Origin of the sequence: Streptomyces musisoli (genome assembly GCF_016741855.1) — a bacterium.
Taxonomy (GTDB): domain Bacteria; phylum Actinomycetota; class Actinomycetes; order Streptomycetales; family Streptomycetaceae; genus Streptomyces; species Streptomyces musisoli.
The window spans coordinates 33,886-50,023 of record NZ_JAERRH010000009.1 but is presented as its reverse complement, the minus strand read 5'-3'; the positions used below and the strand labels follow the sequence as shown (position 1 = coordinate 50,023).

16 protein-coding genes are annotated in these 16,138 nt (G+C 72.1%); 11 read left to right on the top strand and 5 right to left on the bottom strand.

Annotated features, from left to right (window positions below; genetic code table 11):
- Positions 1 to 48: 48 nt before the first annotated feature.
- Both JK361_RS23455 and JK361_RS23450 read left to right on the top strand, forming a co-directional pair.
- Entirely contained in the window at positions 49 to 597 is a 549-nt protein-coding gene (locus tag JK361_RS23455; RefSeq protein ID WP_222996109.1) for a TetR/AcrR family transcriptional regulator, read from the top strand.
- A gap of 121 nt (positions 598 to 718) precedes the next feature.
- Positions 719 to 2,242, top strand: a complete 1,524-nt coding sequence (locus JK361_RS23450; RefSeq protein WP_201821452.1) for an MFS transporter — start codon at positions 719 to 721, stop codon at positions 2,240 to 2,242.
- 231 nt (positions 2,243 to 2,473) lie between these two features.
- On the opposite strand, the gene JK361_RS23445 is transcribed toward JK361_RS23450, so the two are convergent.
- Both JK361_RS23445 and JK361_RS23440 read right to left on the bottom strand, forming a co-directional pair.
- Entirely contained in the window at positions 2,474 to 4,099 is a 1,626-nt protein-coding gene (locus JK361_RS23445; protein ID WP_201821450.1) for a multicopper oxidase family protein, read from the bottom strand.
- A 124-nt stretch (positions 4,100 to 4,223) separates the two neighbouring features.
- Positions 4,224 to 4,913 (bottom strand): lysophospholipid acyltransferase family protein, encoded by a 690-nt coding sequence (locus JK361_RS23440; protein ID WP_201821448.1) that lies wholly within the window; start codon positions 4,911 to 4,913, stop codon positions 4,224 to 4,226.
- Between the two features lie 326 nt (positions 4,914 to 5,239).
- Between JK361_RS23440 and JK361_RS23435 the strand changes: the two genes are divergently transcribed.
- The 3 genes from JK361_RS23435 (at position 5,240) to JK361_RS23425 (ending at position 7,557) form a co-directional block, all read left to right on the top strand.
- Entirely contained in the window at positions 5,240 to 6,415 is a 1,176-nt protein-coding gene (locus JK361_RS23435) for a glycerophosphodiester phosphodiesterase (protein ID WP_201821446.1), read from the top strand.
- Positions 6,416 to 6,507: 92 nt separating this feature from the next.
- Complete coding sequence (locus JK361_RS23430) at positions 6,508 to 7,014, top strand: RNA polymerase sigma factor (protein ID WP_201821444.1); 507 nt, start codon at positions 6,508 to 6,510, stop codon at positions 7,012 to 7,014.
- Positions 7,015 to 7,059: 45 nt separating this feature from the next.
- Positions 7,060 to 7,557 carry a GNAT family N-acetyltransferase gene (locus JK361_RS23425; protein WP_201821818.1) on the top strand — a complete coding sequence of 166 codons (498 nt, stop codon included), beginning with the start codon at positions 7,060 to 7,062 and terminating at the stop codon, positions 7,555 to 7,557.
- A 79-nt stretch (positions 7,558 to 7,636) separates the two neighbouring features.
- Here JK361_RS23425 and JK361_RS23420 read toward each other — a convergent pair whose 3' ends face one another.
- Positions 7,637 to 8,056 (bottom strand): hypothetical protein, encoded by a 420-nt coding sequence (locus JK361_RS23420; RefSeq protein WP_201821442.1) that lies wholly within the window; start codon positions 8,054 to 8,056, stop codon positions 7,637 to 7,639.
- Position 8,057: 1 nt separating this feature from the next.
- A complete protein-coding gene (locus JK361_RS23415; protein ID WP_201821440.1) occupies positions 8,058 to 8,417 on the bottom strand; it encodes a hypothetical protein in 360 nt (119 codons plus the stop codon).
- Positions 8,418 to 8,486: 69 nt separating this feature from the next.
- Here JK361_RS23415 and JK361_RS23410 point away from each other — a divergent pair, with 69 nt between their 5' ends.
- From JK361_RS23410 to cbiE, 6 genes are all read left to right on the top strand, one after another.
- Positions 8,487 to 9,137, top strand: a complete 651-nt coding sequence (locus tag JK361_RS23410) for an HAD family hydrolase (protein WP_201821438.1) — start codon at positions 8,487 to 8,489, stop codon at positions 9,135 to 9,137.
- 396 nt (positions 9,138 to 9,533) lie between these two features.
- The gene (locus JK361_RS23405; RefSeq protein ID WP_201821436.1) at positions 9,534 to 10,568 is read left to right on the top strand and encodes a methionine ABC transporter ATP-binding protein; all 1,035 of its coding nucleotides are present in this window, start codon (positions 9,534 to 9,536) and stop codon (positions 10,566 to 10,568) included.
- Positions 10,565 to 11,302: a methionine ABC transporter permease gene (locus JK361_RS23400; RefSeq protein ID WP_201821434.1), complete on the top strand. Its 738-nt coding sequence runs from the start codon at positions 10,565 to 10,567 to the stop codon at positions 11,300 to 11,302. Before JK361_RS23405 ends, JK361_RS23400 begins: the two co-directional genes overlap by 4 nt.
- A gap of 65 nt (positions 11,303 to 11,367) precedes the next feature.
- Complete coding sequence (locus tag JK361_RS23395) at positions 11,368 to 12,195, top strand: MetQ/NlpA family ABC transporter substrate-binding protein (protein ID WP_201821432.1); 828 nt, start codon at positions 11,368 to 11,370, stop codon at positions 12,193 to 12,195.
- 282 nt (positions 12,196 to 12,477) lie between these two features.
- The gene (locus tag JK361_RS23390; RefSeq protein WP_201821430.1) at positions 12,478 to 13,116 is read left to right on the top strand and encodes a GNAT family N-acetyltransferase; all 639 of its coding nucleotides are present in this window, start codon (positions 12,478 to 12,480) and stop codon (positions 13,114 to 13,116) included.
- 99 nt (positions 13,117 to 13,215) lie between these two features.
- Positions 13,216 to 14,439 (top strand): precorrin-6y C5,15-methyltransferase (decarboxylating) subunit CbiE, encoded by a 1,224-nt coding sequence (gene cbiE / locus JK361_RS23385; RefSeq protein ID WP_201821429.1) that lies wholly within the window; start codon positions 13,216 to 13,218, stop codon positions 14,437 to 14,439.
- 319 nt (positions 14,440 to 14,758) lie between these two features.
- On the opposite strand, the gene JK361_RS42865 is transcribed toward cbiE, so the two are convergent.
- Positions 14,759 to 15,958, bottom strand: a complete 1,200-nt coding sequence (locus JK361_RS42865; RefSeq protein WP_201821847.1) for a hypothetical protein — start codon at positions 15,956 to 15,958, stop codon at positions 14,759 to 14,761.
- Between the last annotated feature and the right edge of the window lie 180 nt (positions 15,959 to 16,138).

Here is a 16,138-nt window from a genome sequence, read left to right as displayed (position 1 = left end):
CATGCCCAATGTGAGACAAAGATGTCTCACTTGGGCTATCCTTGTCTCATGGCCCTCGATCGTGACCACGTGCTGCGCAGCGCAGCCACCCTGCTGACGCGTAAATCCACCGCGACCATGGACGAGGTCGCCAAGGCCGCCGGGATCAGCCGGGCCACGCTGCACCGCCACTTCGCCGGCCGCGACGCGCTCGTCCGGGCGCTGGAGGCGCTCGGCATCGCCGAGTGCGAGGCGGCGCTGGACACCGCCCGGCTGGACGAGGGCCCGGCGGGCGAGGCCGTACACCGCCTCGTCCGCGCGATCGAACCCGCCGCCGGACTGCTCGCCTTCCTCTACACCGAGAACCAGCTGTTCGAGGGCGAGGAGCAGAACCAGGGCTGGGCCCGCATCGACGAACGCCTCACGTCCGTGTTCCGGCGCGGCCAGGAGACCGGTGAGTTCCGGATCGACCTCACCCCGGCCTGGCTCACCGAGGCCCTGTACGGACTGCTGGCCTCCGGCGCCTGGGCCGTGAGCGAGGGCCGCGTGGCGGCCAACGACTTCACCTACATGATCGTCGAGCTGCTGCTCGGCGGCGCACGGCGCACCACCGCGTGAAGAACCCGCGCGAAACCGTGCAACGAACCCGTGCGAAACGCGCGCGACGAACCCGTGCGACGAAGACGAAGACGAACACGAGAACGCGTGACCACGACGACGCGCGTTGAAGGAAGGAATCATGAGCAGCACCCTGCAGCCGGCACCCGCGACCGAGGCGGTGAAGCGCCCGGGCCGCTGGCTCGCGCTCTCCGTCCTCGTCCTGGCCGTGCTGCTGGTGGCCGTCGACGCCACCGTCCTCGGCCTGGCGACCCCCTACATCAGTGAAGACCTCGACCCGACCGGCACCCAGCTGCTGTGGATCGGCGACGTCTACTCCTTCGTCATCGCCGGCCTGCTGGTCTCCATGGGCAGCCTCGGCGACCGCATCGGCCGCAAGCGGATCCTGCTGTGCGGCGCCACGGCGTTCGGCGCGCTGTCCGTGCTCAACGCCTACGCGACCACACCCGAGCTGATGATCCTGGCCCGGGCGCTGCTCGGCGTCGCGGGCGCGACCCTGATGCCGGCCACCCTGGCCCTGATCCGCAACATCTTCCACGACCCGCGCGAGCGCAGCCTGGCCGTCGGCGTCTGGGGCGCCACCGCCTCCGCCGGTACGGCCGTCGGCCCGATCGCCGGCGGATTCCTCCTCGAGCACTTCTGGTGGGGTTCGGTCTTCCTGATCAACCTGCCGGTGATGGCGGTCCTGGTCCTGGTCGGCATCCGCACCCTGCCCGAGTCCCGCAACCCCCACCCGGGCCCCTGGGACCTGGCCAGCGTCCTGCTGTCGCTGGTCGGCATGATCGCCCTCGTCTACGCGGTGAAGGAGGCGGCCACCGACGGCCTCGGCGCGACGGTCCTGGGCACCGGCCTGCTGGGCGCGGCGGCCCTGTACGGCTTCGTCCGCCGCCAGCTCACCATGCCGGTCCCGCTGCTGGACATGCGCCTGTTCCGGCGCCGCGGTTTCAGCGGAGCGGTCCTCGCCGACCTGCTGACCGTCCTCGGCATGTCCGGACTGGTGTTCTTCCTCTCCCAGTACCTGCAACTCGTCCAGGACCGGCGTCCGTTCGAGGCCGGTCTGGCCGAACTGCCCGCCGCCGTGGGCGCGGTGGCGGCCGGTCTGGTCGCGGGCCGTGCCGCCCGGCGCTTCTCGGTCCGCACGGTGGTCTCCGGCGGTCTGGCCGCGGTCGGCATCGCCCTGGCCGCGCTGACCGCCCTCGGCCAGTCCACCGGCTACCCGGTCCTCGGCGCCGCCCTGCTGGTCGTGGGCGTCGGCGCGGGGTTCTCCTTCACGGTGACCGCCGACGTCATCCTCTCCAGCGTCCCCAAGGACCAGGCGGGCGCCGCCTCGGCGGTCTCCGAGACGGCGTACGAGCTGGGCGCGGCCCTGGGCATCGCCCTGCTGGGCTCGATCGTGACAGGCGTCTACCGCGACTTCACGGGCCCGGCCGGAACGCCGGCCGCGGCCCACGAGTCACTGGGCGCCGCGGTGGAGACCGCGGCGCACCTGCCACCGCACCAGGCGGAGGCCCTCCTCGCCGCGGCCCGCGACAGCTTCGTCCACGGCCTCCATCTGGCCTCCGGCGCCGGAGCCGTGGTCCTGCTGGCGGCCTCGGCGGTGGCGTGGTGGCTGCTGAAGGGACAGCGCCTGGAAAGCGCGGGGTGAGCGGCCGGTCCGGAAAGCGTGGGGTGAGCGGCCGGTCCGGAACGCGCGGGGTCCGACGGCCGGTTGGGAGCCGCGGGACCAGTCCGGTACGCGGCTGCGCCACGCGGCTCGCAATGCCTCACCCAGCCGCCCCCCGGGCCCGGCTCGCAATGCCTCATACAGCCGCCCCCCGGGCCCGGCTCGCAAGGGCTCACCCAGCCGCCCCCGGGCCCGGCCCGCAGGCCCCGGACGTCACTTGCGGTATCCCAGCACCGTCATCATCCCGCTCTCCGAGTGGTACTGGTTGTGGCAGTGCAGCATCCACAGCCCCGGATTGTCGGCGTCGAAGTCGATCACCAGTTTCCGGTGCGGCAGCACGAGCGCGGTGTCCTTGCGCGCGCCCACCGAGTCCAGGCCGGTCACCGAGAAGGTGTGCCCGTGCAGGTGCATCGGATGCCACATGCTGGTGGCGTTGATGAGGGTGAGCCGCACCCGCTCGCCGGCGCGGACCGGGTGACGCTGCTGCGCGGAGTAGCCCTTGTGGTCGAATCCCCAGTCGAACTTCTCCATGCTGCCGGTGATCCTGATGCGCAGCTCGCGGTCGGGGTCCCGTTTGCGCAGGGCCACGGAGTCGTCCGGCAGCAGGCGGCGCGCGGGGACGGTCTCCCGGTCGAGTTCGTCCGGGTGGGCGTCGCCTGAGGGAAGGTTCCTGCTCTTGTCGGTGCGCAGCACGGCGAGGGCCTTGCCCTTCTTGCCCTCGGGGAGCGCGACCAGGGGGAAGACCCCGTCATGGGCGGTGATCAGCACGTCGTACCGTTCCGCCATGCCGATGAGGAGGGCGTCGGTCTCCTTGTGCTTCACGGGATAGCCGTCGGTGTGTGTGACGGTCATCTTGTGGCCGCCGAGCGCGACACGGAAGGCGGTCTCCGAACCGGCGTTGATGATGCGCAGCCGCACCCGGTCGCCGGGACGGCAGCGGAACACCGACGGATTGTCCGGCAGGCGTCCGTTGACCAGGTAGTACGGGTAGGCGACGCTGCCGCCCTCCCCGTGGAGCATGCGGCTGTGGGAGTTGTGCAGCACCCGGTTGGGGCCCGAGGACTTCCTGGCCTGCGACGGGTGCGCGCCCTTCGGCCGGCTCGGGCTCGGGCTGTGGTGGCCCGGCCCCATGGCCATGCCCCCCATGTCCATGGCGCCCCCGGGCTTGAGCTGGCCCAGGACCTCGTCGGGGGTGGAACCCTGCACACCGTCGAGCCAGTCGTCCAGGATCACGAGCCACTCCTTGTCGTAGGACAGGGGCTCCTTGGGGTCCTCGACGATGAGCGGCGCGTACAGGGCCCGGTCGGGCTGCATTCCGACATGGGAGTGCAGCAGGTACGTTCCCGGGTGCTTCGCGGTGAAGTGGTAGCGGAAGTCGTCACCGGAGCGGATGGCGCGCTGGGTCAGGTCCGGGACGCCGTCCATGTCGCAGCGCAGCCGTACACCGTGCGAGTGCAGCGTGGTCGTGGCGGGCAGCCGGTTGGCGAGCGTCAGGTCGAGCACGTCGCCGGCGGTGACCCGTACCAGCGGGCCCGGCACCTCCTCGTTGTACGCCCAGGTGCGGACCGAGCGCCCGCCCAGGTCCAGCGTGGCTTCGTCGGCGGTGAATCTGAAGGTGCGTACACGGCCGGCCCCCCGTTTCCGCTCGGCGGCGAGGACCTCCGGATCCGACGGGTTGACGTACCCCTTGGGCCCGGCCGGGACGAACTTCTCCCCGTCGCCCATGTGTTCGGGTCCGGAGCTGGGGTCGGAACCGAAGTTGGTGCAGGCTGCCAGGAGTCCCGCACCGGCGGCGGCGATCGGGGTACGGAGCAGAGTACGCCGAGAAGGTTTGTACATGTCTGAATCAGACATGTTGTGGGGTCATATGGCCGTTTTATACGGCCGAATGCCCGATGTGTCGGCGGTAGATTCCACCTGCAGGCGGACGGGCGCCGGTGCGGCGCCCGTCCGCCGGACGCCTCTAGGCGGCCTTGGCCTTGGTGGCGTACATGTCCACGTACTCCTGACCCGACAGGCGCATGACCTCGGTCATGACGGAGTCCGTCACGGCCCGCAGCACGTACCGGTCCCGGTCCATGCCCTCGTACCGGGAGAACTCCATGGGCTCACCGAACCGGACGGTGACCCGGCCGGGCCGCGGGATGCCCCGGCCGCCCGGCTGGAGCTTGTCCGTGCCGATCATGGCGAACGGCACCACCGGCGCACCGGTCATCAGCGTCAGCCGCGCGATACCCGTGCGTCCCCGGTACAGCCGGCCGTCGGGCGACCGGGTGCCCTCGGGGTAGATCCCGAAGATCCGGCCCTCTTCCAGGATCCGCCGTCCGGTCATCAGCGCGGCCACGCCGCCGCTCGCCCCGTCCCGGTCCACCGGGATCATCCCGACGCCGGTGAAGAACCAGGCCATCAGCCGGCCCTTGAGGCCCTTGCCGGTGACGTACTCGTCCTTGCCGATGAAGAACACCTGGCGCTTGGTGACCACCGGCAGCACGATCGAGTCGATGAACGTGAGGTGATTACCGGCCAGAATCACCGGCCCGTCCCCCGGGATGTGCTCCGCGCCCTCCACCTGTGGGCGGAACATCAGGCGCATGATCGGTCCGAGCACTGCCTTGATGAGCGCGAAGCGGGACAACGGGTCCTCCGATGTCAAGGTGGGCGATATGAGTCTGTGCAGGTGAGGACATTACTCGCGGCGCCGGTCCGCGCGCACATCGGGGACGCCGGGTTCACCTAGGTCTTACTAAGTGTTGACGCGGTTTTACCTGCGGTGACGTGGGAAGGACGGCGTGTAACGTCCTTGCGGCGATGTGACGGACATCGCTCGCACCGGCGGCGCCGGCCGACGGCCCGTCACCTCGCGCCGCCCGTCGGACACCCGACTTCACCCGGGTGTTCGAACCAGGGCCTCCCTCCGGTCATGTGTACGCCCCTACGATCGGCCCGCAGTGACGGAGCGAAAGCGGCAGGAGGGCGCTCATGGGCAGCGACCAGGCGAACGGGCAGACGCAGGGAACGGGACGGCGGGCGCTTCTCGGCGCCGCGGTGCTCGGCGCGGGCGGGGCGGTCCTCGGACTGCCCGGCGCGGCCCGGGCCGCCGACGACCGGACGGCCGGACGCGGCGGCCGCGGCCTGAAGGGCCTGCCGGTGCCGACGGTCATCGGCCACCGCGGTGCCAGCGGCTACCGCCCCGAGCACACCTTCGGCTCGTACGACCTGGCCCTCGACCTGGGCGCCGACGTGGTCGAGGCGGGCGACCTGGTGCCCACCAAGGACGGCCACCTGGTCTGCCGGCACGAGCCGGAGATCGGCGGCACCACCGACGTCGCCTCGCACCCGGAGTTCGCCGGCCGCAGGACCACCAAGGTACTCGACGGCGTCCCCACCACCGGCTGGTTCACCGAGGACTTCACGCTCGCCGAGCTGAAGACGCTGCGCGCGGTCGAACGCATCCCCGCCAACCGGCCGCACAACACCCTCTACGACGGCCGCTGGGAGATCCCCACCTTCGAAGAGGTCCTCAAGTGGCAGGACGAGCAGACCCGCAAGCGCGGCAAGCAGGTCTGGATCTACCCCGAGACCAAGCACCCCACCTACTTCCGCAAGCTGGGCCTCGGCCTGGAGGAGCGGGTGGCGAAGCTGCTGCGCAAGTACGGCAAGGACGGCCGGAACTCCCCGGTCATCCTTCAGTCCTTCGAGCCCACCAGCATCCAGCGGCTGAACCGGCTGGTCGACAACCCGCTCGTCGTCCTGCTCTCCTCGGCGAACAGCCGCCCGTACGACTTCGTCGAGGCGGACGACCCGCGCACGGTCGCCGACCTGATCACGCCCAAGGGCCTGCGTGAGATCGCCGGTTACGCCCAGGGCATCGGCCCGACCCTGGACCTGGTCATCCCGAAGAAGGCGGACGGCACCCTGGCCGAGCCGACCACGCTGGTCTCCGACGCGCACAAGGTCGGGCTGATCCTGCACCCGTACACCATGCGCAACGAGAACCCCTTCCTGCCGGCCGAGTACCGCAAGGGCAGTGCCGCCGACGCCTACGGCGACGTCTTCGGCGCCTTCAAGACGTACTTCGCGACCGGCATCGACGGCGTCTTCACCGACAACGCCGACACCGGGCTGCTCGCCCGCGCCGAGTTCCTGGACCGCTGACGGCGTCAACCACCGCACCGGCCGGCACCCCGTTCGGGGTGACTGTGCGCCGCCCCGGCAACCCGCCGCCGGGGCGGCTCGTCGTTCCGCACATGACGCACGACCTGGTAGCCGTCCTGCACCCGCTGCTCACCGCCGAGGCCTCCGCCGAGGCATTCGCCTCCGGGGGCGAGCCGGGCGACCTGGAGCAGGCCGTGTGGCTGCGGCTCCTGGAGCGGCTGGAGTCGGACGGGCCGCCGCCGGACCCGCCCGGCTGGCTGCGCAAGGCCGTCCGCGCCGAGGTCCGCCGCAGCCGCCGCACCACGCGCCTGGAACGGCCCTACGGCGGTGAGCCGGCCGACGACAGCGGTCCCGGGCCCGAGCAGCACGTGCTGGCCGCCGCCCGGTACCGCGCGCTGCGGGACGCGGTCCGCCGCCTGCCCGGCCGCTGCCCCCGCCTCATCGAGGCGCTGCTCTCGCCGCGGGACCTGACATACCGGGAAATCGCGGGGGAGTTGGGTATCTCACAGGGCAGCCTGGGCCCGGAACGCTCCCGATGTCTGGGATGTCTGCGCCGATTGCTCACGCCGGAGGTTGCACCGCGCGACGCGCGGGGATAGGAGTGGGGGACGATAGATGATCAGGTGAGCGAGGGGCGTGCGCACATGGGCATGAGCGTGACCATCTCGGTGGCGACCGAGCAGGACGCGGAGCAGATCTTCCGGCTCCAGTACCTGTGCTTCCAGAGCGAGGCGGCGCTGTACGGCAACTACCGCATCGACCCGCTCGTGCAGAGCCTGGACTCCGTCCGCCAGGAGGTCGCCTCCGACTGCGTGTTCGTCGCCAGGCTCGGCGACGAGGTGGTCGGCTCGGTGCGCGGCAAGGTGACGGAGGACGGCGCGGCGGCCATCGGCAAGCTCTGCGTCCACCCGCGCCTCCAGGGCCACGGCATCGGCGCGCGGCTGCTGCGCACCGCCGAGGCGGCCCTGGCCGAGGAGCGGGGTGCCACCAGGTTCCGCCTCTTCACCGGTCACCGCAGCGAGGGCAACCTCCGCCTGTACCGCCGCTCCGGCTACGAGACGGTGGGCCGGCAGAAGGGCACCGACGGCGTGGAGATGCTCGTCCTGGAGAAGCGGGCGGGTCAGTACGCGCAGACGGCGTGAGGGGCGGCGCCGGCGCGGGGCCCTGTCGCGGGCGGCACCGCCGCCCGGGCGCGGCCGGCCGGCCGTCGCCGACGAAGCCTCAGGCGTCCCCGCGCGCGCGGGCCTTCCGCAGCCAGTACATCGCGGAGAGCGGCAACAGAACGGGGATGAAGAGGTACCCCGCGCCGTACTTCGACCACACGGTCGCGTCCGGGAACGCGGACGGCTCCACCAGGGTCCACGTGCCGACGACCAGCACGCCCGCGAGTTCGGCCGCACAGCACACCAGCGCCGCCCTGCGGGCCGTCTCGCCGCCCCGGACCAGCGTGTACGTGATGAACGCGTACACCACTCCGGCCACGGCGGACAGCGCGTAGGCGAGCGGCGCCCGGTCGAACTCGGTCGCGATCTGGTACGCCGACCGCGACACCGCGCCGACCACCATCACGCCGTAGAGCCAGACGAGCAGAATGCCCGGCCCGCTGATCAGCCGGGTCGGCTTCTCCTCCACCGCCGTCACCTCAGCCTCCCCAGATGTCGTAGAGCCGTACTTCCAGGACGGCCAGCACCACGCCGCCCGCCGCGACCGTCAACGAGCCCCACCGGCTCCGCTCGGCCAGTGACATGAGGCCCGCCGCCGGAACGCACGCGAACGCGCCCAGCAGATACGCCACGAAGATCGTCGTGCCCTGCTCCGGCTTCTCGCCCCGCGCCAGCTGCACGATCCCGGTCGCCAGCTGGACGACGGCCAGCAGCGACACCACGGCCATGCCGATGAAGTGCCAGTCCTTCGTCGGCTGGTCACGATGGGCGGCCCAGCCGCACCAGGCGGCGAGCAGCAGCGCGGCAACGCCGGTCAGCAGCGTCAGGGCATTGAGCATGCCGTGACCTTATTACGGCCGAAACGGGCGGCGGCGGCCGACCCCGGCGTACCCCGTAGGGTCTAGACCATGACGATCCACGCGCACGCCCTCCTGTTCGACAACGACGGCACCCTCGTCTCCTCCCTCGACTCCGTCGAGCGCTGCTGGACCCGCTGGGCCCGGGAGTACGGGATCACCGCCGAGGAGTTCGCACGCGTGGAACTGCACGGACGCACGGCCGTCGAGATAGTCGGCGACCTGCTGCCCGCCCGCCTGGTGCCGGAGGCCGTCGCCCGGGTCGAACAGCTGGAGGTCGAAGACGTGCCGAACGGCGGCGTACGCCTGCTGCCCGGGACCCGGGAGTTCCTGGACGCCCTGCCGGCCGACCGCTGGGCCGTGGTCACCTCCGCCACCCGGCGCCTGGCCGAGGCCCGCCTGGGTGCCGTCGGCATCACCCCGAAGTCCCTGGTGTCGGCCGACGACGTCACCCGCGGCAAGCCCGACCCCGAGCCCTACCTGCTCGCCGCCCGGCAGCTGGGCGTCGACCCCGCCCACTGCGTGGTCTTCGAGGACGCCCCCGCCGGACTGCGGGCGGGCCGCGCGGCCGGCATGACCACCGTGGCGTTGGCCACAACCCATGAGGCGGCCGAGCTGGACGCCGACCTGGTGGTGAGGGACCTGTCGGCCTTGTCCGCACTGGCCACCGACGGGGGAGTGGAGATCACCGCCCGCGGCTGAGCGCCTGGTCACCGCTGTCCGCCGCTGTCCACTATGCGGACGGCGGCGTCCGGTCACGACGGTCCGTCTGCTTTACTGATCTCATGACCACGACGAGCTGCCGCACCCTTGCGACCGAGGCGACCCGCACGCCCGGTGCTCGTTGTATGTGTCCGTGTCGAATGTGCGCCTTCTAGAGGGCCCCCGCACCACCTGAGCCTCGCGCCCCGAAGCGAGAGCCGCGGCCTGTCCGGCGTCCGCCTGTGGCCGTACGCGACCGAAGGCCGCCGCGCGCACCTGACGTTCTCCCGGTTACACCGCCACGCGAGAACCGTGCCGCGTCCCTGAACGAACGCACGAAACGCACCGTGCCCGGGCACACCCACGCCCGTGCACTCGACAGTGACGGAAACCCACGTGATCACCACCTCGGGCCTGACCAAGGTCTACCGCTCCCGCGGCCGTGAGGTCACCGCCCTCGACGGCGTCGACCTCCACGTCCGCGAAGGCGAGGTCTACGGCGTCATCGGCCAGTCCGGCGCCGGCAAGTCCTCCCTCATCCGCTGCGTCAACCTGCTGGAGCGCCCCACCTCCGGCACCGTGACCGTCGCCGGGCAGGACCTCACCGCCCTGGCCGGCCGCGGCCCGCGCGCAGGCAGGGAACTGCGCCAGGCCCGCAGCCGGATCGGCATGGTCTTCCAGCACTTCAACCTGCTGTCCTCGCGGACCGTCCAGGACAACGTCGAGCTGCCGCTGGAGATCCTCGGCAAGTCCGGCAAGGAGCGCTCCCGCAAGGCGCTGGAACTGCTGGACCTCGTCGGCCTCGCCGACAAGGCCAAGGCCCACCCCGCCCAGCTCTCCGGCGGCCAGAAGCAGCGCGTCGGCATCGCCCGCGCCCTCGCCGGCGACCCCAAGGTGCTGCTCTCCGACGAGGCCACCAGCGCCCTCGACCCCGAGACCACCCGCTCCATCCTCCAGCTGCTGCGCGACCTGAACCGGCAGCTGGGCCTGACCGTCCTGCTCATCACCCACGAGATGGACGTCGTGAAGTCGATCTGCGACTCCGCCGCCCTGATGGAGAAGGGCAGGATCGTGGAGTCCGGCACGGTCAGCGAGCTGCTGGCCACCCCCGGCTCGGAGCTGGCCGCCGCGCTGTTCCCGGTGGGCGGCGAGGCCTCCGGCGCCGACCGGACCGTCCTCGACGTCACCTTCCACGGTGAGGCCGCCACCCAGCCGGTCATCTCCCAGCTCGCGCGCACCTACAACATCGACATCTCGATCCTCGGCGCCGCCATCGACACCGTCGCCGGCCTCCAGGTCGGCCGGATGCGCATCGAACTGCCCGGCCGCTACGAGGACAACGTGGTGCCGGTCGGATTCCTGCGCGAGCAGGGCCTCCAGATCGACGTCGTGGGCCAGGAGGCCCTGCTGGTCAAGGAAGGTGCCAAGTGACCTGGTCGGAGATGCAGCCCCTGCTGTCCCAGGCGTGTTCCGAGACGTTCGCCATGGTGCTCTGGTCCACCCTGATCGCCGTCGCCGCCGGCCTTCCGCTCGGCATCCTCCTCGTGCTCACGGACCGGGGCGGCCTGCTCCAGAACGTCGTCGCCAACAAGGTGACCGGCCAGATCGTGAACGTCGGCCGCTCCATGCCGTTCATCATCCTGATGGTCGCGCTGATGAGCTTCACGCGCTGGGTAACCGGGACCACGATCGGGACGACCGCGGCGATCGTGCCGCTCGCCATCGGCGGCATCCCCTTCTTCGCCCGGCTGGTCGAGACGGCCGTCCGCGAAGTGGACAACGGGCTCGTCGAGGCCGTGCAGTCCATGGGCGGCAACACCTGGACGATCGTCCGCAAGGTCCTCGTCCCCGAGGCCCTGCCCTCGCTGATCGCCAGCACCACCACCACGATCATCGCCCTCATCGGCTACTCCGCCATGGCCGGCACGGTCGGCGGCGGCGGCCTCGGCGACCTCGCCGTCCGCTACGGCTACCAGCGCTTCGAGACCGAACTGATGTGGATCACCGTGGCGGTCCTCGCCGTCGTGATCTCCCTCATCCAGTTCGCCGGCGACTTCGCCGCCCGCTCCCTGCACCGCCGCGGCGCCCGCTCCGGCCCCGCGCCCAGGCTCCGCCTGCTGAAGGCCGGGGAGCCCGCGGCGGCCGACGTCGACAAGGTCGCGTAAGCGCCCCACGAACCCCCCGTCCACCCGTACACGGGGTCGCACCACTTTAAGGAAAGGCACTTTTCGTGCGTAACACCGCCAAGCTCACCACCGCCGTCCTCGCCGCCGGAGCCCTCACCTTCGGGCTGTCCGCCTGCGGCTCCGGCAACGACTCCGCCTCCGACACCACCGGCCCGCTGGTCGTCGCCGCGAGCCCGACCCCGCACGCCGAGATCCTGAACTTCGTCAAGGACAAGCTGGCGAAGAAGGCGGGCCTCGACCTGGAGGTCAAGGAGTTCACCGACTACATCACGCCGAACACGGCGACCGAGGACGGCTCGGTCGGTGCCAACTACTTCCAGAACCAGCCGTACCTCGACGACTTCAACAAGAAGCGCGGCACCCACATCGCGCCCGTCGTCACGGTCCACCTGGAGCCGCTCGGCCTGTACTCCCACAAGGTCGAGAAGGCGGACGCCCTCAAGAGCGGTGCGACCATCGCCGTCCCGAACGACGCCGTCAACGAGGCCCGCGCCCTCAAGCTGCTCGCCGCCAACGGGCTCATCACCCTCAAGGACGGCGTCGGCAACGAGGCCACCCCGCAGGACATCACCAAGAACCCCAAGAACCTCGAGTTCAAGGAGGTCGAGGCGGCCCAGACCCCGCGCTCCCTGGACGACGTGGACGCGGCCGTGGTCAACGGCAACTACGCCATCTCCGCGGGCCTGAAGCCGGCCAAGGACGCCCTCGTCCTGGAGTCCCCGAAGAACAACCCCTACGGCAACTTCCTCGCGGTGAAGGAAGGCAACGAGAACGACCCGCGGGTCAAGAAGCTCGCCAAGCTCCTCACCTCGCCCGAGGTCAAGAAGTTCATCGAGGACAAGTACCAGGGCTCGGTCATCCCGTCCTTCTGATCCGGCGGAGCACCGGCCCGGCACCCGGGCCCGTGACCGCCGCGGCGGCCGGCCCCCGGCCCCCACCGCCCGGGCCACGGGCACCTACCCGCTGTCCGTACCGCCGGTGACCGGCGGCCGACGGCACGTATGAGGCGTTTCGCCACGCACGGGGTCCACTCCCTCACGGGGTGTGGACCCCGTCGTGCGGTTCGGTGGGTTCATGCTGCATGCTGGGCAGTTCAGCAGGCCTGACGGCCCTGACGGTCTTTCGAGGAATTTCCGAAGGTTACGGAGCGGCGCATGACGAGCACCTTCCCCAACATCTCCATCAGCACGGAGCGGTTGGTGCTGCGTCCCCTCGACGAGGACGACGTGCCCGCCCTGGCCGACATGATGAACGACGAGCAGGTCGTCGCCTGGACCACCGTGCCCCACCCCTACACCGAGGCCGACGCCCGCCGGTGGATCACCCGGCTCGCCTCGGGCGAACGCACCGAGGGCCGCGGCATCGTCCTCGCCGTCACCGAGTTCCTCACCCAGCGGCTCGTCGGCGTCGTCCATCTGAGGAACACGGACTGGCGCGTCCGGTCCAGCGAGATCGCCTACGTCACCGCCCCCTGGGCCCGCGGCGAGGGCTACGCCTCCGAAGCGGCCCTCGCCACCGCCCAGTGGCTCTTCCACGACCGGAAGTTCGAGCGGCTCGAACTGCGCACCGCCGCCGACAACACCGCCTCCCAGCAGGTGGCCCAGAAGATCGGCTGCATCAGCGAGGGCGTGCTCCGCAACGCCTGGATAGCGCGCACCAGGACCGAGGACGGATCCTGGACCGAGGTGCGCACGGACGTCATCGTCTGGAGCCTGCTGCCGGAAGACCTGGCCGGAGTCGGCGAGCAGCTGGCCGACACAGGTGGATTCACCTCGTACTCGGACTGGAACTGAGCCCGCGGTCGAGGACCCCCCAGCCGCACCGGGTACCCTCACGGAACCCGCCCCGGGTCCCCCCGAAGACCCGCGCAGAACCCCTGGAGACTGACGACGATGGCCGACCGGGTCACCGTGATCGGCTGGGACGGCTCGCCGCTGACCGACACGGCACGGGCCGCCCTCGGCGCCGCCACCCTCGTGGCCGGTGCCGCCCACCACCTGGCACTCCCCGAGGCGCCGCCCACCGCCGAACGCATCCGTCTCGGCAGCCTCGCCCTGGCCGCCCGGCGCATCGCCGCCCACCGCGGCACCGCGGTCGTGCTCGCCGACGGCGACCCCGGCTTCTTCGGTGTCGTACGGACCCTGCGGGCCCCCGAGTTCGGCCTGGAGGTCGAGGTCGTCCCGGCCGTCTCCGCCGTCGCCGCCGCCTTCGCCCGCGCCGGCATGCCCTGGGACGACGCCCAGGTCGTCGTCGCCCACCCGCGCACGCTGCGCCGGGCCGTGAACGTCTGCCGCGCCCACACCAAGGTCGCCGTCCTCACCGCACCGGGCGCCGGCCCCGCCGAGCTGGGCCTCCTGCTGGAGGGCGTCCACCGCACCTTCGTCATCTGCGAGGAACTGGGCACCGAACGCGAACAGGTCTCCGTCGTCACCTCCGACAAGGCCGCCGACCACACCTGGCGCGACCCCAACGTCGTGATCGTCATCGGCGGGCCGGCCGGTGCGACGGAGGGCGGCGGCTGGATCGCCGGACGCGACCCGGCAGCCGGCCCGCGCGGCTGGGTGCAGCCCGACGAGACCTACGGCGCCGGACCGCGCGGCGGACTCGGCGAGGGCGAGACGGAACTGCTGCGCGCCGCCCAACTCGCCCGTCTCGGGCCCCGGATCGGCGACCTCGTGTGGGACATCGGCTGCGGCGCCGGCGCGTTCGCCGCCGAGGCCGCCCGCGGCGGGGCGGCCGTCATCGCCGTCGACCACGATCCGGCCGCCTGCACCCGCACCGAGGGCGCCGCGCGCCGGTCCGGCGTCCAGCTCCAGGTCGTCTACGGCAGCGCACCCCACGTTCTCGAATACCTGCCCGAGCCGGACGTCGTACGGGTCGGCGGCGGGGGGCCGGCCGTCGTCTCCGCGGTCGCCGACCGGCGCCCGCAGCGCATCGTCACGCACGCCGCGACCCGGGACGCCGCCGAGCGCGTCGGCCGCGATCTGACCGAGCACGGGTACCGCGTCGAGTGCGCCCTGCTCCAGTCCGTGGAACTCGACACCCGGGCCTGGACCGAGACCGAGCGGAGCGTCGCGTTCCTGCTCAGCGGCGTTCTCCCCGATCGCGCCCCGTGATCCTGTTGTCGTACCGCGCGGGGTAGGCTGGCCGATCGTTGTACCGCACCGGTGGCCCGGACTTCGTTCGCCAATGTCCGGAACGCGCGCCCGCTTTGGGGTGGGTGTGGTACGGCGGAACCGGAGGACGCGCAACGTGGCGCAGTCCACAGCGGGCTGTCGCGGATCATGCTGTCGCGACGGCGGAACGACCGGGACAATGCCACTGAATGGCTTTGTCGCCTTTTCCGGCGGGTCGTTCGTGCCGCTGGGCACGGACGCTCGTTCTTCACTGCGGGGCGGTCGGTGCGCCGTTCCGGGTGAGCTGGTCGTAGGAGCATTAACCGATGGGCGAGGGGTACGCATGACCGACACCGGCCAGGTCCCGGGCGAGGGGCAGCCGGAGAGCGCAGGCATGGTGGAGCAGCCGGGCGTCTCCGCGCACGGTGCGTACACCTACCTCTCCGAGGCGCCCGCCGAGGACGAAGACCTGCTGCTGCCGGGTGCCCAGGGCGCGTGGGGCAACGAGGTGCCGCCACCCGCTCCGGAGCCGGTGGTGGAAGCCGTGCACGAGCCGGGCCCGCACGAGACGTCCGGCCGCGACAGCGGCTCGGTCGACCTCAGCGGCGTCCGCCTGCCCGAGCCGGGTCCGGCATCGGTGCCGCCGTCGCCCATTCTCTCGGCGCCGCACGACCCGACGGCCGCCCAACAGCAGGCCCGCCGCCCGCTGCACCCCGGCCCGCCGATCCCGAACGCCTCCGCCAGCCCGGTCCGCTCCCTCGCCGACCGCGGCCCCGCCGGGGCGCCGGTACGCCAGCCCGGGCCGGCCGCCCCCGGCCCCGAGTACCTCGACGCCCAGCCGCTGCGCGAAATGACACCGCAGAGCGCAGCCCCCTGGGGCGCGGCGCCCGCCGCCCCGGCCCAGGTCGGCTCGCAGGCGACGGCTGCCGAAACGGTTGGTCCGCCGGTGGCCGCGGAGTCGGCCGACGCCGCCCAGGCCGCGATGGCCCGCCTCGCGCACCAGGCGGCCCAGAGCGCGGTCGGCGACACCGGCCAGGTGCAGGTCGTACACGGCCACGACGGGGTGCAGCCGGTGCACGGCCACGACGGGGTGTACACCGCGCCGACGGGGCCGGACGCAGAGGGCGTTCCGGCGGCCGCACCGGGTACCGGGGGTGTTCCCGCCGCGGCGCAGGATGTCGAGGGTGTTCCGGCCGCGGTGCAGGGCGCCGAGAGCGGTCAGGCGCCGGGGACGCAGGACGGCGTGGCCGCCGCGGACGCTCCGCTTCCGGTGGACGGTACGCAGCTCGCCGACGGTGCGCAGCTCGCCGACGGTGCGCAGCTCGCCGACGGCACGCAGCTCGCCGACGGTGCGCAGGCTATCGCGGCCGCCGCGGAGGCGGCTGCCGGTGACGGCGGTGCCGTGGCCGACGGCGGGGTTGTGGTTGACGGTGCCGCGGCCCTGGTGCCGCCGACGGGGGAGACCGTACCCGCTGCCGAGGGTGCCGTGGCGGTGCCCGAGGGCGGGGAGGCCGGGCAACTGCCCGCCGGGGCGGCTGGGACCGCCGAGGTGCCGGGCGGGGCCCAGGGGCCGGCGCCCGCGCAGGGAGCCGGCGTCGGTGCGGCCTCCGGGACCGCCGTCGCCCAGGACGTGGCCCCATCAGACGTGGCTCCATCAGACGTGGCCGAGTCAGTGGAGCAGGGCGTTCCGACGCAGGTG

Coding starts and splice junctions, on each gene's coding strand:
- JK361_RS23455 (WP_222996109.1), top strand. CDS start 49: ATGGCCCTCGATCGTGACCACGTGCTGCGCAGCGCAGCCACCCTGCTG.
- JK361_RS23450 (WP_201821452.1), top strand. CDS start 719: ATGAGCAGCACCCTGCAGCCGGCACCCGCGACCGAGGCGGTGAAGCGC.
- JK361_RS23445 (WP_201821450.1), bottom strand. CDS start 4,099: ATGTACAAACCTTCTCGGCGTACTCTGCTCCGTACCCCGATCGCCGCC.
- JK361_RS23435 (WP_201821446.1), top strand. CDS start 5,240: ATGGGCAGCGACCAGGCGAACGGGCAGACGCAGGGAACGGGACGGCGG.
- JK361_RS23430 (WP_201821444.1), top strand. CDS start 6,508: ATGACGCACGACCTGGTAGCCGTCCTGCACCCGCTGCTCACCGCCGAG.
- JK361_RS23425 (WP_201821818.1), top strand. CDS start 7,060: ATGGGCATGAGCGTGACCATCTCGGTGGCGACCGAGCAGGACGCGGAG.
- JK361_RS23415 (WP_201821440.1), bottom strand. CDS start 8,417: ATGCTCAATGCCCTGACGCTGCTGACCGGCGTTGCCGCGCTGCTGCTC.
- JK361_RS23410 (WP_201821438.1), top strand. CDS start 8,487: ATGACGATCCACGCGCACGCCCTCCTGTTCGACAACGACGGCACCCTC.
- JK361_RS23390 (WP_201821430.1), top strand. CDS start 12,478: ATGACGAGCACCTTCCCCAACATCTCCATCAGCACGGAGCGGTTGGTG.
- cbiE (WP_201821429.1), top strand. CDS start 13,216: ATGGCCGACCGGGTCACCGTGATCGGCTGGGACGGCTCGCCGCTGACC.